The following is an 18,327-nucleotide window of genomic DNA, read 5'->3' on the forward strand; positions in this document are numbered from 1 at the left end:
TTCTAACCAAATGAAAAAAGTATTTTATCTCTTGCTGTTAATGGCAGCAACGCATACCGCCTGCAAAAAAGCGACTAACAATACGCCTGAACCTACGCCGGTAAACCAAACATCCGATTTACCCGCCGGGGCAAAAGATGGCGTTATTTTTATTAATAATGGAACATCGGCCATTGTAACGCTTTATGCGCCAGGAAAAAAAACGGTTTCTTTAATCGGTGAGTTTAACAATTGGTCTACCACCTCATCGGCAATGAAAAATACTCCCAATGGAAATTACTGGTGGATTCAGTTAGATAACCTGAACCCTAATACAGAATATGCCTATCAGTTTTATGTTGATGGAAACCTTAAAGTGGCTGATCCGTATTGCGAAAAGATTTTAGATCCCGATAACGACAGTTACATTTCGGCGGCTACCTATCCCAATCTGAAAGCCTATCCAACCGGAAAAACGACCGGAATTGTGAGCATCATGCAAGCCAATCAGCCGGTTTACAGCTGGAAAAACACCAGTTTTAGCCGACCTGATAAAAACAACCTGGTTATTTATGAGCTATTGGTACGCGATTTTACTGCCGATCATAACTATGCTTCAACGCTGGCCAAATTAGATTACCTGATCGGTTTAGGCATAAATGCGATAGAACTGATGCCTGTTAATGAGTTTGAGGGCAATTTGAGCTGGGGTTATAATCCATCATTCTATTTTGCACCCGATAAATATTATGGTACCAAAACGGCTTTGCAAAATTTTATCGATGAGTGCCACGGAAAAGGTATTGCGGTAATTATGGATATGGTACTGAACCACTCCTTTGGTCAGTCGCCGATGGTGCAGCTATATTTTGACGGTTCAAAGCCAACTGGTTCGAGTCCATGGTTTAATGTTGATGCCAAACACCCTTTCAACGTAGGTTACGATTTGAATCACGAAAGTGCGGCAACGAAAAAGTTTTCAAAAGATGTCATCAAATTTTGGATGGAGCAGTACAAAATTGATGGTTTCCGCTTCGATCTTTCCAAAGGCTTTACCCAGAAATCATCAACCGATGATGCACAATTTAGGCTTTATGATGCCGGCCGTATTGCGATCTGGAAAGACTACAACAGTTATATTAAAAGTGTAGATCCTAATTTTTATGTAATACTGGAGCATTTTGCAGAAGAAACAGAAGAGAAGGTTTTGGCCGATGATGGTATGATGCTTTGGAACAACCTGAATCACGATATGAACGAAGCTACGATGGGCTGGCTGGGCGGTTCTAATTTTCAATGGGGCTTTTATACCAACCATGGTTTTGTTAAATCAGAAAACCTGGTAAGCTATGGCGAAAGTCATGATGAAGAACGCTTAAATTTTAAAAACATCAGCTACGGCAACGGATCAGGTAGTTATATGATAAAAGGCAATCTGGCTACTTCTTTGAAAAGGGAAGAATTAATCGCTGCCTTTTTATTCAGCATGCCGGGCCCTAAAATGATTTGGCAGTTTGGTGAGTTGGGTTACGATGTGAGCATCGATTTTAATGGCCGAACCGGCGATAAACCCATCAGGTGGGAATATTTTATCGATCCTAACCGCAAGGCGTTATACGATGCCTATGCAAAATTCATCAGGCTAAAAAAGAACAACAGTATTTTTAATTCAACCAGTTTTACTTATAATCTGGCCGGAGACGTTAAATACATTAAATTAACCGAAGGTACCAATACTGTAATTGTGGTAGGCAATTTCGACGTGGTAAATCAGGCCGCTAATATCGATTTTGGAGCCACCGGTGCATGGCTCGATGCTACTGGCACCAGCATGAGCTTATCTTCCAACACCTACACCGCAAATTTGGCTCCTGGTGAGTACCATATTTTCAGTAAAACGGCTTTAAAATAATTTCTACCCCCACAGGATTTAACGCCTGCGGGGATGGCTGGATCCTTTTAAAAACCTGCGCGCTTTATTAAGCAAGTTGGTAATAATCTTGTTGTTTTTAGTTAATATTGCTTTAACAACAACGCATTTTCAATGAAAGATAAACTAACGCATCACTTACTCTGGGAACGGCTACGCGCCGGCGATAAGGATGCGTTTTTTGATCTCTATGCAGAACTTTATTATCCGTTGGTTAATTTTGGGATTAGGGTATGCGCCGATGCCGATACTTCAAGCGAAGCTACCGATCAGGTTTTTACCACCATTTGGGAAAAACACGAAACCCTGGCAAGGGTCGAAAATGTGGAAGCCTATCTCCGAACCTTTCTTAAACGTAAACTGCTACGGATTCTCGAAAGAAAGCGCAAAATTAACGATGCCCTTTTTAATGCAGGTGCCGATGGCGATTGGATGGAAATGAGTTATGAAGAATTTATTGTAAAAGTACAAAGCGATGAACTGGTGAAACATCAGCTCAAAAGTGCTTTAGAAAAACTAACCTTCCGCCAAAAACAGCTTATCCATTTAAAGTTTTTTGATGGTTTTAGTTATGAGCAAATAGCCGAACAAACCAATCAAACTATTAAAACAGCCTACAATACCATTTACGATGCACTCAAAATATTGAGGAAAGAGTTTAAGGGCTAGTTCATTCGATCATTTGCTTACCGGTAATTCATTCACGGTTGTGCACCGTCCTATTTCACTTGCCATTAATTAGCGAATAAATAGACCATTTTGTTGAAATTAAATTTCCTTCTCCCGAGCTCTTCAGGGCATATATTTCGTTGTGTTAAAAAAAAGTTAAAATTTCCTTAGGAAAAAGTAAAGCTTTTAGGCACTGATATATAAAAGGCAAAAATAAAATGGTTGATAGAAGTAAATTCAATGCAGAAGACTTCCTTGTCGATAGTACTTTTCAGCAGTATTGTGCTGGAACAGATGCACTCTGCATTGGATATTGGGAGAAATACATTAATGCCCATCCCGAGCAGGCATTGGTGATAGCAGAGGCAAAAAAATTATATGTGATACTGAGTGGAAATAAACGCCCCTTAAATAAACAGCGCGAAAATTTAGCAGAAACGATGTTTCCGGTAATTGAAACTGTAAAGCTTAAAAGTTATGGTTGGTTAAAAATCGCAGCAGCGATAGTTTTGGTGTTGAGCTCAGCACTTTTATATCGCTTATATTTTAATAAAGGTAACCAGAACGCAGTACAGCAGTTATATAGTTTTACCACTAAAAGCGGCGAGCGTAAAAAAATTATGCTGCAGGATGGAACCTCTGTTTTGCTGAATGCGAAAAGTAATTTAACCATTACCAAAGGTTTTAACGATAAATGCCGCGAGGTAACCTTAACCGGAGAAGCTTTTTTTGATGTGGCGCACGATAAAAACAGACCTTTTAAAGTACATACCAGCGATTTTAACATCAATGTGCTGGGCACTGCATTTAACGTTAAAGCTTACCCCGACGAAATTACATCAGAAGCAACACTGATTCGCGGTTTAATTACCATGGAAGCCGTAAGTGGTAATGGCGGTACCATTACTTTAAAACCCAGCCAGAAAGTTACTTTTTATAAAATTGTGGCTCCAAAGCAGCATAACAAACTGGTTAAACCAACTACACCAAAGCCAGAAATTACTATAAACCATTACACTAAAATTAAAGATAGTACCATTGTAGAAACCGCCTGGACCCAGAACCGGATCGAAATTTACGATCAGGATTTTGATGAAATTAAAAACGTCCTCGAAAAATGGTATAACGTAGAAATCAGCTTCAAAGATCCTGAGATCGAAAAATACCGTTTTACAGCAACCATTACCAACGAGAGTATTGAAGAAGTTTTACACGCATTAAAAGCAACCGAAAATAATTTTAAATATGAGATAAAAGGAAAACAGATAACCATTTCGAAATAAGGCCAAAAAAAGGACGGTGTTGGAGCACCGCCCTTATAGGTTTCTTTCTTGATTAATTAATGGCAGTTTATGCGCAAACAGATTGCTGCCAAGAACTTATGCAACCAAAAAAAACAAAAATATGATTTATTATTACTTACTGCAAGGGCATCCGAGATACAGGATGCTTTTAAAATTCATTATGCTAATGAAACTAGCCTGTATTATGGTTTTCATTACTTGCCTTAATGTTTCAGCATCTGTTTTTTCCCAGGAAAAAATTTCGTTAGATGTCAAGAAAACAAAGCTGGCAAAGGTTTTACAGATTATTGAGCAGCAGAGCAGTTACCATTTTGTTTACAGCTCTTCTTACGTACCTGTAAACCGGGATGTAAGCATTACTGTAACCAATACTTTGGTTACGGATGTGCTGGCAGCTATATTAAATAGAACCAACCTGAAATATTCTGTTTCTGATGGCGGCTTAATTGTCATTAGCAAGAATAAGGAAGTCCCGATTTCGGGAACGATAAAAGATGCACTTGGAGGTGCTTTACCCGGTGCCAGTGTGCGGGTAAAAGGTACCGGTATTGGTACCTCTACTGATATAAACGGTAAGTTTGCATTAAATGCTCCCGAAAATGCAGTTCTGGTTGTGTCTTACGCAGGCTTTCAAACCAAAGAAATTTCAATCGGGACTAAAACCATTATTGATATTGTGTTAACAGAAGATACCAAGCAACTAACCGATGTGGTAGTTACTGCTTTAGGTATTAAGAAAGAAAGAAGAGCATTAGGCTATTCGGTTACACAAGTGGGCGGCGAAACCTTAACCCAGGCAAGAGAAAATAGTGTATTAAACTCATTGGTAGGTAAAGTTGCCGGCTTAGATGTTAGTTCAACGTCAGGTGGTGCTGGTGCAGCAACCAGTATTATTATCCGCGGTGTTTCCAGTCTGGGCCAAAGCAGTCAGCCTTTATATGTAATTAATGGTATTCCCATGGAGAGCGAGCCGGTGGGCAGATTCAACGCAAACTCCGTTGGTAACTCTGGCGGGCAATATGATAATGCGCCCGACCGTGGTGATGCCATCGGCAATTTAAATCCCGATGATATTGAAAGTATTTCGGTTTTAAAGGGGGCGGCAGCAGCAGCATTATACGGTTATCGTGCCAAAGCTGGTGTAATTTTAATCACCACAAAAAGTGGTAAGGGAAACAGCATAGAGTTTAACAGCAACTATGTGGGCGAGCAGGTGATGGACAGGACAAACTGGCAGTATGTTTATGGTCAGGGTGTAAATGGACAAAAACCAGCTACTCAACTCGCTGCAGCCTCTACGGGCGGATCGAGTTGGGGTGCGCGATTGGATGGCTCGAATGTGATACAATTTGATGGAGTAAGCAGGCCTTATTCCGCTCAGCAAAGTAATATCGAGGATTTTTATAAAACGGGAAATAGCTTTACCAATACTTTAGCATTAAATAAAACCTTTACCGGCGGGGTAATCCGCGTTTCGGGAAGCGACTTGCACAACAATTCTGTTGTACCTAACTCAGGCCTGAACAGACAGAATTTTACCCTGTCAAGTACTTTCGATCCGGTTAAAAACCTGGTTGTGGATGCGCGTTTTAACTATATTTTAGAGCAAGCTAAAAACCGTCCAATGGTTTCGGATGGTGCTGGTAATGCCAATTACAACGCTGCTTTTTTACCAACCAGTATAAATATTAATGATTTAAAACCATGGAAAAACGATAAAGGAAACGAAATCCTTTATAATACAGGTAATCCTTACGCAACTAATCCCTGGTTTGCAGCTTACGAATTTATCCATAACACCAAAAAAGAACGTTTACTAAGTTCGGCCAATGCAAAATATACTTTCGATAATGGATTATTTTTGCAGGCAAGAGCTGGTAGAGATGCGTATAACGAGACCTATTTGGGCGTAACACCTTCCGGAACGGCTTACGATCTGGATGGAGGTTACACTGAACAGTTAACAAATTTTTCTGATATCAATGTGGATGGTTTAATCGGTAAATCTTTCAAAATAGACGATTTTTCGATTACGCCAAATATCGGCGCTAGTTATCGCCGCACCAAATTAACGCAAACTACTAACCAGGGCGGTTCCTTCCAGATACCTGGAATCTATACCCTATCCAATACCGGCGGGAAAACGGTTAGCGTTACCCAAAGCGATCAGGAAACACAATCCATTTATGGTACTTTAGAATTTACTTATAAAGATATCTTTTACTTAACGGGAAGTGGAAGAAGCGACTGGTTTTCTACTTTAGCAACACCAGGAAAAGATAATAAACTAAGCGTATTTTATCCCGCCATTAGCGGTTCGTTCGTTTTTTCCGAACTATGGAAGCCATCTTTCTTAAGCTTCGGTAAATTAAGGGCAGGATACGCTGTAGTGGGGCAAGGAGCCTTACCGTTTAAAACGCAATTGTATTATAACCTGCGCAGCGAAACGGTTAACGGAAGTCCGATTGGGAATATCGTAAATTCATCTATCCCAAATGCATCATTATTTGCTTCGAAAGCGAAAGAGCTCGAAATTGGTACTGAGATGCGCTTCTTTGGCGATAGATTAAATCTTGATCTGACCTGGTATAACAAAAAATCGAGTGATGAAATTCTGGATGTACCTACTTCAACTACCACTGGTTACAATGGTGCCACTTTAAATATCGGCGAATTACAAAACAAGGGTGTCGAAGCATTAATCTCTGGCGTGGTGCTAAAAAATAAAGATTTCAGCTGGACATCAAGCGTAAACGGATCGTACAACGATAATAAGGTAATTACGCTGGCACCAGGTACCGCTTCTCAGCTACTGGCCACTTCAAGAAGTAATGTTGGTTTTTTACAAAACATAGCAGGCTTGCCAGTTGGACAGGTAATGGCTTACGATTTTAAATACGATGCCAGCGGAAATATTGTTAAGGATACCAACGGAGCGCCAGAAAGAGGCGAATTAAAAGCTTACGGTTCTGCCTATGGGAAATGGGGTGCAGGCTGGAATAACGAATTTAGCTATAAAGGTGTTAACCTATCTTTCTTAATTGATGGTAAATGGGGTGGAAAAATTTTCTCGGCAACCGATTACTACGGTTATGTTTTCGGACTTCACCAGGCTACTTTAGAAAACCGCGATGCATTGGGTATAAATGCAGCCAATTATTATACCACCTATGCCAACAACGTATCAAAACAATTTGTTCAGGATGCCAGCTTTGTCAAATTCAGACAGGTGATATTGGGATATAATTTCCCGGCAAAAATGTTCAACAATAAGATTAAAGGTCTCAATTTAAGTTTTGTTGGGCGTAACTTATTCATTATCATGAAAAAGACGGATAATATCGATCCCGAATCGAGTTATAATGCCACTTTTCCCGGTATGGAGTTAGGCGGTGTGCCGCCTGTGCGCACCTATGGTTTAAATTTAAGTGTTAAGTTATAATCCTTTAAACGAATTGAAAATGAAAACGATCATAAAATTATACATACCACTTATTTTATCTGGATTAGCATTGATAACTGGTTGTACAAAAGACTTCGAAAAAATTAATACAGACCCGGTTTCGGTTGGGCAAGAACAATATAATCCTAATTATTTATTATCAACAGCGCAGTTAAACTATACCGGAAGCATCGATTTTGCCTACGAAACCTGGCGGGGGAATTTAATTTATGCCTCTACAATGATGCAGGGAATGTCGTCGGTAATTGGGTATTGGGCAGGAGATAAATACATGTTAAACGAAGGTTATACAGCCGCTTACTGGGAAAAAGCCTATCCCGATCAGGTAAAATACGCTGCCGATCTGGTAGAATTTACCAAAGGTAAAACCCAATACAACAATGTTTACCAAATGGGCAGAATCTGGAAAGCCTTAATTTTTGAACGCTTAACCGATTTATATGGCGATGTGCCTTATTTTGATGCAGGTAAAGGTTATTATACCGGAAACTTGTACCCTAAATATGATGCACAACAAGCCATTTATGCCGATTTGTTGAAAGAGGTTGATGAGGCAGGGAATGCTTTAAGCGTAGGTGGAGATGCAGTAACTGGCGATTTGGTATTTGCCGGGGATATTGCAAAATGGAAACGATTTGCTGCCAGTTTAATGTTGCGTATGGCCATGCGTTTAACCAAAGCAGATGCGACTTTAGCACAAACTTATATTAACAAGGCGGTGGGTAAAACCATGACAGGCGATGCAGATAATGCTTTTTTCAAGCATGATGTTAACGGTAGCCGTGTTACCCAAAACAGAAATGCCCAGGTTTTATTGGGTGATGGCGGTCAGGAGAATTTTTATACCAGATGGAGCAGTACATTTATCAACTACTTAAAAACCAATAACGACCCGCGTTTAAGTAAAGTAGCAGTAACCAAATTGTATTTAACTGATGGGACTAAAGACCAGAACCCAGCTTATATTACCACAGCTTCGGTACAAAAGGGAATGCCAAACGGTAAAGATTTAAGTGGTATTGCTGGTAGAGATGTCCGTCAGGATCCATCTTATACCGATTTTACAGATTATTCTTCACCAAACCCAGGTATGCTAAAACGAAATGGCAATACCTTTATCCTTACCTATGCAGAAACTGAGCTACTTTGGGCCGAAGCTGCCCAACGTTATGGTATTGGAGGTTCGGCCGCTACACATTATAATGCAGGTGTAACATCTGCTATGACTTATCTTTCGCAGTACGATGCTGCAATGGCTGTTAGTGCAACCGATGCTGCTGCTTATTTAACTGCACATCCTTATGTACCAACAAATGGTTTAGATATGATTGCTACGCAATACTGGGCACATACCATCACCATGCTCGATTTTTACGAAACCTGGTCTAACTGGAGAAGAACTGGAATTCCAGCTTTAGTTCCTGTGGTATATCCTAATACCAACACCGGTGGCTCAATTCCCCGTCGTTTTCCTTACCCGCTTTTTGAAGGTGTATCTAATGCCACGAACTACAAGGCTGCATCAGCCGCTGTTCCGGGTGGAGATAAACTCGTAGGTAAAGTATGGTGGGATAAATAAAACAAATCATCCCTTTTTTACAGACCGACATTGCTAAAAACAGTGTCGGTTTTTTTTATGTGGTAAGGTATTGAAATCCCTGTTCAGTCAAACGTTTGTGCTATAATTTGTGGCGTTTTAGCGTTAATGTAGCCTTTACATTTTTATTTTGTAATAATCCCTCAAATATCCTTTAAAATAAACAATTACTAAATTTTTAGGTGAGGTTTTTTTGATTTATTTCATAGAATATCGATCAAACGTTTGCGCATTGTTTTGTAAAAAAATGTGATTTGTTTGACCTTACCTTTAAGATAACAAACAAAACTAACGTTCCCAAAATAATTACTGGTTATAATTTATTGTAAGCGGTAAAAATAACAACTAATCAAACCTAATTTTTTTTTCATGACCAAATTTTACATCCGAAAAATCGGCCTTCTTGCCGTTTTTCTGCTGGTTGTTACGTCCGTATCAGCCCAGTTAAAAATTACCGGAGTTGTCAAGGGCTCTGACGATGGCCTGTCGTTACCCGGCGTATCGGTAAAGGTAAAAAATGCCACAACAGCAGTAAGTACCGATGGAAACGGCCGGTATAGCTTAACTGCCTCAAAAGAGGCCACTTTAATTTTCAGTTATGTAGGCTACAAATTAAAAGAAGTACAGGTAAATGGGCGTAGCGAAATTAACGTTAACCTTAATCCCGATCAACAATCATTAACAGATGTGGTTGTGGTGGGTTATCAGCAAATAAAGCGAAAAAACTCTACCGCTGCACTTGCCACAGTAACCAGTAAAGATATCGAGAATCTTCCGGCTGCTAGTGTTGACATACTTTTACAGGGTAAATTACCTGGGGTGAACGTACAAAACTTTACCGGTCAGCCAGGGGTAAGTACCTCTTTAATGGTGCGTGGTAATACCCGGATCATGTCGGCAGGAGAATTTGATGGCGACAGGGCCTTCAGTAACCCGCTGTATGTTATAGATGGTTTACCGATATCAGAAGATGAGGTCGAATCATTCACCCAAACCGGAACCAATTTTTTAACCTCATTAAACCCTAATGATGTAGAATCTATCGATGTATTGAAAGATGCATCTGCAGCAGCCATTTACGGTTCGAGGGGTGCAAACGGTGTAATTTTGATTAAAACAAAAAGAGGAGTAGCTGGTGTCCCGAAAGTAAGTTTTAATACTTATTACGGAATAGTTAAGCAACCCGATTTTTTACAAACTGTTATTGGTGCTGAAGAAAGAAGAAGAAAACTCGATCTGATTTATAACTACGCAAACCCTACACAGTTAAGAGACCGGGTTCCGATTATGTTAACTGATAGTTTAAATCCTTCATTTAATAATAATAACAACTGGCAGGATTTATTTTACCAGAATGGCACAGTTTCTAATCAGGATTTGGCCGTATCAGGTGGAAGTGAAAAATTCAATTACCGTGTTGGTGTTGGCCACTACAATGAGAAAGGAATTATTAAAGCTACTGGCTACGAACGCTATTCTATTAATGCGAATTTAGGTGCAAACTTCAGTGAAAAATTTCAGATGCAAACTTCACTGCGTTTAAGCAGGGGGATAAGACTGGCAGGCAGGGTTAGGCCAGAAGAGCAGGGCTATCGCAATGCATTTAAAATTAATCCTGTAAGTATGCCCTCTTCATTGTTTTATTTATCCGATCAGGATAGGGCAGATATAGACGCACCTTATAACGCTGTACGGAATAACAACTCTGATAATAATGTGAGTATTGTAACGAAGTTAACCTATAATATTGTTAAAAACCTTTCTGTTAACACCGAGGCAGCCATTAACTATAGTTCGTCTAAACGAGATTTCTTTAGTCCGGCCAGAAGCGAATACAATGGGAGGGCTTATGCTTATTCGGGATATAGCGAAGGCTTAAAGTATTTAGTTACCAATACCTTACTTTATCACTTTAGCATTAACGAAACGCATAACTTAAATTTTCTTGCCGGACAGGCTTTTGAGAGCCGCGATAATAAATCGTTAAATGTAGCGGGTGAAGGGATTCCGAATGATAATATCAAAGTAGTGTCTGGTGTTGCGCAAGGAGATTTATCAGGTGGATCAGATCATTCTACTTATGCCAAGCTTTCGTTCTTTGGCAGTGCACACTATGATTATAAAGAAAAATACCTTTTCGATTCCTACCTCAGGGCCGATGCATCCTCAAGATTTGGACGTGATAACAGATGGGCCGTTTTCCCTTCGTTTTCTGCTGCTTGGGTAGCTACAGAGGAAAATTTCATGAAAAATATTTCATGGATTGATATGGCAAAAGTAAGGTTTAGCTGGGGTTTAAGTGGCGATGAGGCCAGTATTGGTGATAACGATCGTTATAATAGCTTTGCACTTGGTGGTGCAGGTTATAACGGTAGCAACGCCGGCACTTACGATGGTGTTCCGGTAATCTACCCAAACTTTAATAAATTAACCAACAATAATTTAACCTGGGAAGAATCGGCACAAACCAATATTGGTTTAGATTTAGACCTTTTTAAACACCGCTTAAGTATTACGGCCGATGCTTATGTAAGAAATACGACCGGACAAATGCTAAAGGTACTGGTACCCGAAACCTCTGGTTACAGCACCTCGCTAAGCAATGCTGCAGGTGTTAGAAACTCCGGACTTGAATTTCAGATTTCAGGTAGGGTTTTTAAACCGGAGTCTGCTTTTCAATGGAGCCCGTCAATTAATATTTCATTCAATAAAAATATAGTTACCGCGCTTCCAAACGGAAACCGCGATTTGTATAGCAATGGGACCATCTATGTAGTAGGTAAGCCGCTAAACATGTTTCAGATGTACATTACCGATGGCGTAATTAACTCTATAAACGATTTATTGGTAAACCCTTACACTGGGCAGGTAGGTAGCACCAAATGGGGTACATTAATTTTGGGTATGCCAAAATGGAGAGATATCAGTGGAGATTATAAAATTTCTGATAACAATGGTGAAAATGATATTACCTTTTATGGCGATCCAAATCCAAAGGCTACGGGTGGTATTAACAATGCTTTCAGGTATAAAAACTTCTCATTGTCTGTTTTTACCACGTTTACCCTGGGCAGAACCATTGTAAACAGCACTTTGGCACAGCGATTATCTAATGGCTTATTTTATGGTGATCCTGAAGATTTGGCCAGAGCATCAATTGGAGATTATGAGCAATACAATTACTGGCGTAAACCTGGCGATAATGCTACGTTCCCAGCACTCAATCCCTTTGCAGGTTTATATGTATTCAGGTCTAATCAGAGCTTTTACGTAGAACCAGGCTGGTATGTTAGGATTAAAAATGTAAACCTGAGTTACGATTTTACACCAAAAAATTATCCCTGGATGAAAAAGTTAAGCATTAACCGATTAAAACTGTACACTATGGTTGATAACCTGGTGATGTTCCAGAAATTCTCTGGAATTGATGCTGAGGCAGTAAATGCGCAAGGATATGATTTTGGCGATGGTTACCCTATCCCTAAAAAATACACCTTTGGTCTTCAGGTAGAATTTTAATAAATAAGCAGATGAAAACGAATTATAAAAAAACAAGAAGTAGTTTGCTCATTATAGCAACGCTACTAACCATATTAATTGCTCCATCCTGTAAAAAGGCTTTAGATAATGAATTAGATAATGCCACTTACGATGATAAATTCTGGAAAAATGAATCTGATGCCCAAGGGGCTATAGGTGGGCTTATGCGCTTTTACGTACCAGTTTATATACAGATAATGCTTTCTTTATTTGGGGCGATTTACCTTACGGTGAGTTTAAAACTGATGATACCAACATGCAGGGTCCTTATGTAAATGGAGGTTTAAATGCCGTTTATTATCGTGAAGGTGGTGCACATACATGGACCAACTGGTACAAAGTAATTAATGTTTGTAACCTTGTTATAGATAAGGTGCCAACTATAGCCGATGCTTCTTTTGCAGGTGGTGCTAAAGGGAAGAACTATATTATTGGCGAGGCGTATTTCTTGCGTGGCCTGTGCTATTTCTACCTGGCGAGGGTTTGGGGCGAAGTACCATTACAAAATGACGCGATTTATACTGCAGAACAAATTAAGTTATTGGCACAGTCGCCGGAAGAAAAGATTACCGATCAGGTAATCAGTGATGCTACAAAGGCATCGGCATTAATGACTTTTGAAGGCACCACGCAATATCAACGGGCAAGGGCTAATAAAGGCGCAGCTTTAGGACTGCTGGCGCACGTTACCGCTTGGCGACACGATTATGCTAAGACCCTGGTTTATACCGATTCTATTATTAACAGGGTAGATACCTACGGATTGGAAACTGGCGAGAATATCAGAATGCCATTTAAGAATACCAATTCAAAAGAGAATATTTTTGTAATCCCTTCTTCAAATGCAAAAAAGGAAGCTTATTTCTATGGAGGTATTGGTTTTCAAACCTTAATGGAGCCTTACACAAATAGTTTCGGTAAGCCTTTGTATTATGTTAATCCTGACTTTCTTTTCAATATCTATCCAAACACTGCAGATATCCGGTTAGAAAAATTTTATGGCTACAGTAGCAGCGCTGATATCGATCTCTTGATAAAATACAGTGATGTGGGTTACAAAACGCCAACCGAGCCTTACATCGAGAGTAATCTGATTATTTACCGCTTAGCAGATATGTACTTATTAAAGGCAGAAGCACTGAATGCGCTGAACAGGGATCCTGAATCGAAAACAGCTTTGAATGTGGTAAGAACAAGAGCAAATACTGGGGCGAGCAGTGCTGTGGGTAACCTCTTAAAAATTGACATTATGAACGAGCGTGTACGCGAACTTGCAGGCGAAGGGCAGAATTTCTTCGACGGAGTAAGGATGAACCGTAGCCCAATCTGGATGACTGATGCCCGTAAAACACTTAAAGGCTGGAGATGGCCAATTGCCAACAGTATTCTGCAAAACAACAACCTCATTAACCAAACCGAATTTTGGAAAGGTAAATATTAAGCATATACAACATGAAAAGATACATATTTATAATTTTTGCAGCTGTAGCGATTTTTTTCGGCTGTAAAAAAGGCAACGGCATTATCGATGGAGGGCTAAGCAATCCAAAGGTGAATTTTAATACTTACGATTTTTTAAAGTCGCATCCTAAAAAGGTTTTCGATACGACTTTAATGGTGATTGATAAAGCGGGTTTAAAAGATATCATTAACGGAGATGTGACCTTCTTTGTACCCAACAATTATTCGATTAATAACTTTCTGAACATTAAGCGTGATGAAGCCCGTCAAATCGATGAGAACAAAAAGTATACTTTAGATTCTCTTTTTAAATATTTTACACCTGCCATGCTTCGCGATTCGCTGGGGATTTACGTTTTTAAAGGTAAAATCTCCTACGGACAACTTACCGAAGCCGGAGAAATTTACCACTCGGTGGTGGCTCCTGCTGAAAATTTCCTGATCTCCTATACAAAAACAACAGGTTACCTTGTGGATGGGATTATAACCACTGACGCCAGGTTGGTCTATTTTGTAAAAGTACTGGGAGACAGAGATATTATGGTAAATGGTAAAATGGAAGATCCAACCGGAGATCCTGCGTTGTTAGATAGAAGTACTGTTTGTCAAACTTCAGGTATTCAAACCACAAACGGTATTGTTCATGTACTGAGCAATTCGCATCCATGGACATTTAAAGTAAAAGATTTTTAAAGCAATATTTTATGAAAAAGATATATTTATTTGGAGGCATACTTTGCCTTATCATAGCTGCCGTAAGCTTAAATGCCTGCAGAAAAGTAAAAGAAGGCTTTTTAAGTGATTACCTGCGCTATTCTTCAAATCCCTTAAGGGTTAATGCAGGCTCGTTTTATCTGTCGCAAGGATTAATACCAGATGCATCAACACCACCGTTTAAAGTAACCTTGTTAAATGTTCGGAATAAAGCAACGGGAAAACGTGCCGATGAATTTTTTAAAGAGTATGAGTTAGATGTTTGGAAGTTACCTTACGATCCCAGAACTGATACCACACTTGCTTTAATCAATGCGAAAAGAACTCGCGTTAAGAAAACGCCTTTCGAAGTAGCACCTGCCAGCGGGCAAATGGTTTTTAATGAGGGAAGTAACAATATCCCTCCGGGAGAGTATTTGCTGGATATCCAGGTTGAAAATCCAAACGGCACAAAAGTGTACAATAGTATATGTACCATTATATTGGCACCACAGGTAGAGTATGAGTATATTAATGCACCATACTCACTTGCTGTTGAGGCAACCAGCGAAACCGCAATCAGGTTTGCTTACGATGCAGATTGGATTGATGCTACCGTAGGTCGCTCAACTACAGCATGGTTGAAAATTAAGCGTATTGCCGATTCTCCAAATCAGGTTGTACTTAAATTTAAAGATAAAAACGGCGCGCTAATTACTCCGTCAGAGTACAAACAAAGACCAAGTGGTAATACTTACCTTAAAACCCTAGGTACTTTTGCATATAAAACTACTGTTACCGATACAGCTGTGCTTTACGATTATGCTACTAGTCCTTTCCCTGCGCTTTATTGGGATACACAAAGTAACGGTATAAACTGTTATTATCGGATTAATGCCAGCAACATTGCATCTATTGACACAGCAAACGCTCCAATTTGGGGACCGCCATCGCAATTACCTTACGGTACCTGGAGCAAAAGGCCAGTTAAACTGAATGTTAGGTTTAATACACGTATAAACAGACCGGGTAAATATTTGTACGAAGTTATTTTAGCAGCCACCAAAAAATAAATTTATAAACAACTTAATCTTAAAAAAACATGAAAACAACACGTTATTTTGCATTAATCCTGGCAGCTGCCATTTGTTTATTCAGTAGTTTTAAGCCGGATGTAGCCAAGAGTGCGGTCAAACATTTGCCTCCTATCGTAATTACCAAAAACTTTACAGCTGATAATAGTGTACCGGGAGTAGCAACTACCCAGTATAATGCGGGGCAACTTTATGGTGCTGTAACAACCACTATTCAAGGAGTTGGTACCGTTACTTTAACCAATGTTTCACATTCGGGAGGTACAATTAATGTAGATAAATTTGAGGGCTATATTTCAGATGGTACCTACGACTACCACATCTATGTTACCATTACCGGAAATACCACAAGTGGCTGGCAAATTTATAGTGCCACAGCGGAAGCAGTGATATAAATATTTGCATATAGCGAATTTAGATTTTAACATTTAAGCAGCCTGCATTGCCAAAAGCAATGCAGGCTTTTTTATTGGTAACATTTCTAATGCGATTTTTGATTAACCATACAATAGTTTGATATTTAGAAACCAAACCAACTAACGCAATGAAATTCAGATTTGTACTAGCCACCTTACTAATAGGAGGTCTTATGGTCCAGGCCCAACAAGGCCCAAAAAAAAATCAGTCAAAAGAAACTGTTACCGCCACACAGGTTACCGTTAAGGAAGAAGCCAAACCGGGTAACAACGAGCGGAATATAAAAGTAGAGAGTACAGTGGTAAGCAATCACTCTGTAACTATTGATGGTAGGGCCGTGCCCTATAAGGCAACTGCCGGCACCCTGCCAGTTTGGGATGAAGATGGAAAACCAATTGCAGGTTTGTTTTATACTTACTACGAACGCAGTGATGTACAAAACCGTGATAAAAGGCCTCTTGTGATTTCTTTTAACGGAGGTCCTGGTTCTGCATCTGTTTGGATGCACATTGCCTACACTGGCCCTGTGGTATTAAATATTGATGATGAGGGTTATCCCGTTCAGCCTTATGGTTATAAAGAAAACCCATATTCTATTTTAGATGTGGCCGATGTGGTTTACATCGACCCGGTAAACACAGGTTATTCGAGAGCGGTGAGCAAAGATATTCCCGGCAATAAATTTTTTGGGGTGCGTGCTGATATTAAATACCTGGCCGAGTGGATAAATACCTTTGTAACCCGCAATAACCGCTGGGCCTCGCCTAAATTTTTAATTGGCGAGAGTTATGGTACTACACGCGTTTCGGGATTAGCGCTTGAGTTGCAAAACAACCAGTGGATGTATTTAAACGGAGTTGTATTGGTTTCACCTACCGAGCTGGGTATTGAGCGTAGTGGCCCGGTTGATGCAGCTTTACGTTTGCCTTATTTCGCGGCCACGGCCTGGTACCATAAAGCTCTGGCAGCAGATTTACAGAGCAAAGATTTAACTGCAATGTTACCCGAGGTAGAAACGTTTACCATTAACGAGCTCATTCCGGCCATTTCGCAAGGCGGTATGCTTAGTGCCGATAAAAAGAAAGCCATTGCAGGTAAAATGGCCCGTTACTCAGGTCTTTCTGAAAAGGTAATTTTAGATCATAATCTCAACGTACCTACCGATTTTTTCTGGAAAGAATTATTAAGGGATAAAGGCTTTACTGTTGGTCGCTTAGATTCGCGCTATCGCGGTATAGATAAAATGAGTGCTGGCGAAGGCCCTGATTATAATGCTGAGTTAACTTCCTGGTTACACTCTTTCACGCCGGCTATAAATATGTATCTACGCAATGAGCTTAATTATAAAACAGATTTAAAGTACAACATGTTCGGCTCGGTTTATCCGTGGGATAAAAGTGGCGACCAAACCGGAGATAACCTGCGCCAGGCCATGGCTCAAAACCCTTATTTGCATTTGCTCGTACAATCCGGCTACTACGATGGTGCCTGCGATTACTTCAACGCCAAATATAGCATGTGGCAGTTAGATGCTGCCGGTAAACTACAAGATAGGGTGAGCTGGGAAGGTTACCGTAGCGGACACATGATGTATCTGCGTAAAGACGATTTAAAAACAGCCAATAACCATATCCGCGAGTTTATTAAAAAAGCCTTGCCAAAAGCTGGCGAATCGGCTAAGTTTTAATCAGGATTTTAAGGATATACCGATTTTAGGATTCACAAATCCAGAGTTGACAACTTTTATAGACGCAATGCCATTTAAGTTGTCAACTCTCACCGCCGAGGTTCGTGTCTTTACGGACCTCTTTTTTTGCTTTTTAATTTTTTGGAGCACAATACCAGTACAACAATTAATGTTGGTCCTGCTTTACATTACTCCCGATGAAAAAATCGGGATTCATTTCATCCGATAGCTATCGGATCAGAACTAAATAACCCATGGCAGTGCAGGGAAATTTCCCTGATAGTAGCAAAAGCCTGCGTAAACTAAACCCGACCATAGTGAGATGCTGTTTTAAGCATCTGTTTTATTTATTTATGGTATGCTTGCTTGTTTCACAGATTTCAACCGGCAGAACGGGGTGGGGCTACTTTAACTGAAAGATAGCTGCAATTGCTTTCCAGATCGTAGAAGATAATAATCTGCTTTGCGACAGGTATTTGTATAGTAAAACTGT

Annotated in this window: 12 protein-coding genes; all 12 read left to right on the forward strand. The window is 39.9% G+C overall.

Annotation, left to right across the window (positions count from 1 at the left end):
• The first annotated feature begins 10 nt into the window (after positions 1–10).
• The 12 genes from G7074_RS12720 to G7074_RS12775 all read left to right on the forward strand — a co-directional run bounded on the left by G7074_RS12720 (position 11) and on the right by G7074_RS12775 (position 17,834).
• The gene (locus G7074_RS12720; RefSeq protein ID WP_124561522.1) at positions 11–1,891 is read left to right on the forward strand and encodes an alpha-amylase family glycosyl hydrolase; all 1,881 of its coding nucleotides are present in this window, start codon (positions 11–13) and stop codon (positions 1,889–1,891) included.
• A 132-nt stretch (positions 1,892–2,023) separates the two neighbouring features.
• Positions 2,024–2,578 (forward strand): RNA polymerase sigma factor, encoded by a 555-nt coding sequence (locus G7074_RS12725; protein WP_124561523.1) that lies wholly within the window; start codon positions 2,024–2,026, stop codon positions 2,576–2,578.
• A gap of 218 nt (positions 2,579–2,796) precedes the next feature.
• On the forward strand, positions 2,797–3,861 hold the full coding sequence (locus G7074_RS12730) for a FecR family protein (RefSeq protein ID WP_124561524.1): 1,065 nt from the start codon (positions 2,797–2,799) through the stop codon (positions 3,859–3,861).
• Positions 3,862–4,048: 187 nt separating this feature from the next.
• A complete protein-coding gene (locus tag G7074_RS12735) occupies positions 4,049–7,324 on the forward strand; it encodes a SusC/RagA family TonB-linked outer membrane protein (RefSeq protein WP_240916532.1) in 3,276 nt (1,091 codons plus the stop codon).
• A 19-nt stretch (positions 7,325–7,343) separates the two neighbouring features.
• Positions 7,344–8,924 (forward strand): SusD/RagB family nutrient-binding outer membrane lipoprotein, encoded by a 1,581-nt coding sequence (locus G7074_RS12740; protein WP_166208695.1) that lies wholly within the window; start codon positions 7,344–7,346, stop codon positions 8,922–8,924.
• Positions 8,925–9,311: 387 nt separating this feature from the next.
• A complete protein-coding gene (locus G7074_RS12745; protein WP_124561526.1) occupies positions 9,312–12,461 on the forward strand; it encodes a SusC/RagA family TonB-linked outer membrane protein in 3,150 nt (1,049 codons plus the stop codon).
• An 11-nt stretch (positions 12,462–12,472) separates the two neighbouring features.
• Entirely contained in the window at positions 12,473–12,757 is a 285-nt protein-coding gene (locus tag G7074_RS12750) for a hypothetical protein (protein WP_166208698.1), read from the forward strand.
• Positions 12,739–13,923 (forward strand): RagB/SusD family nutrient uptake outer membrane protein, encoded by a 1,185-nt coding sequence (locus G7074_RS12755; protein WP_166208701.1) that lies wholly within the window; start codon positions 12,739–12,741, stop codon positions 13,921–13,923. Before G7074_RS12750 ends, G7074_RS12755 begins: the two co-directional genes overlap by 19 nt.
• 11 nt (positions 13,924–13,934) lie before the next feature.
• Positions 13,935–14,636 carry a fasciclin domain-containing protein gene (locus G7074_RS12760; protein WP_124561528.1) on the forward strand — a complete coding sequence of 234 codons (702 nt, stop codon included), beginning with the start codon at positions 13,935–13,937 and terminating at the stop codon, positions 14,634–14,636.
• 11 nt (positions 14,637–14,647) lie between these two features.
• A complete protein-coding gene (locus G7074_RS12765) occupies positions 14,648–15,709 on the forward strand; it encodes a DUF5007 domain-containing protein (protein WP_124561529.1) in 1,062 nt (353 codons plus the stop codon).
• 29 nt (positions 15,710–15,738) lie between these two features.
• Positions 15,739–16,125 (forward strand): hypothetical protein, encoded by a 387-nt coding sequence (locus G7074_RS12770; RefSeq protein WP_124561530.1) that lies wholly within the window; start codon positions 15,739–15,741, stop codon positions 16,123–16,125.
• A 149-nt stretch (positions 16,126–16,274) separates the two neighbouring features.
• On the forward strand, positions 16,275–17,834 hold the full coding sequence (locus tag G7074_RS12775; RefSeq protein WP_124561531.1) for a S10 family peptidase: 1,560 nt from the start codon (positions 16,275–16,277) through the stop codon (positions 17,832–17,834).
• Positions 17,835–18,327: the final 493 nt, after the last annotated feature.

This window comes from Pedobacter sp. HDW13 (assembly GCF_011303555.1).
Classification (GTDB): Bacteria; Bacteroidota; Bacteroidia; order Sphingobacteriales; family Sphingobacteriaceae; genus Pedobacter.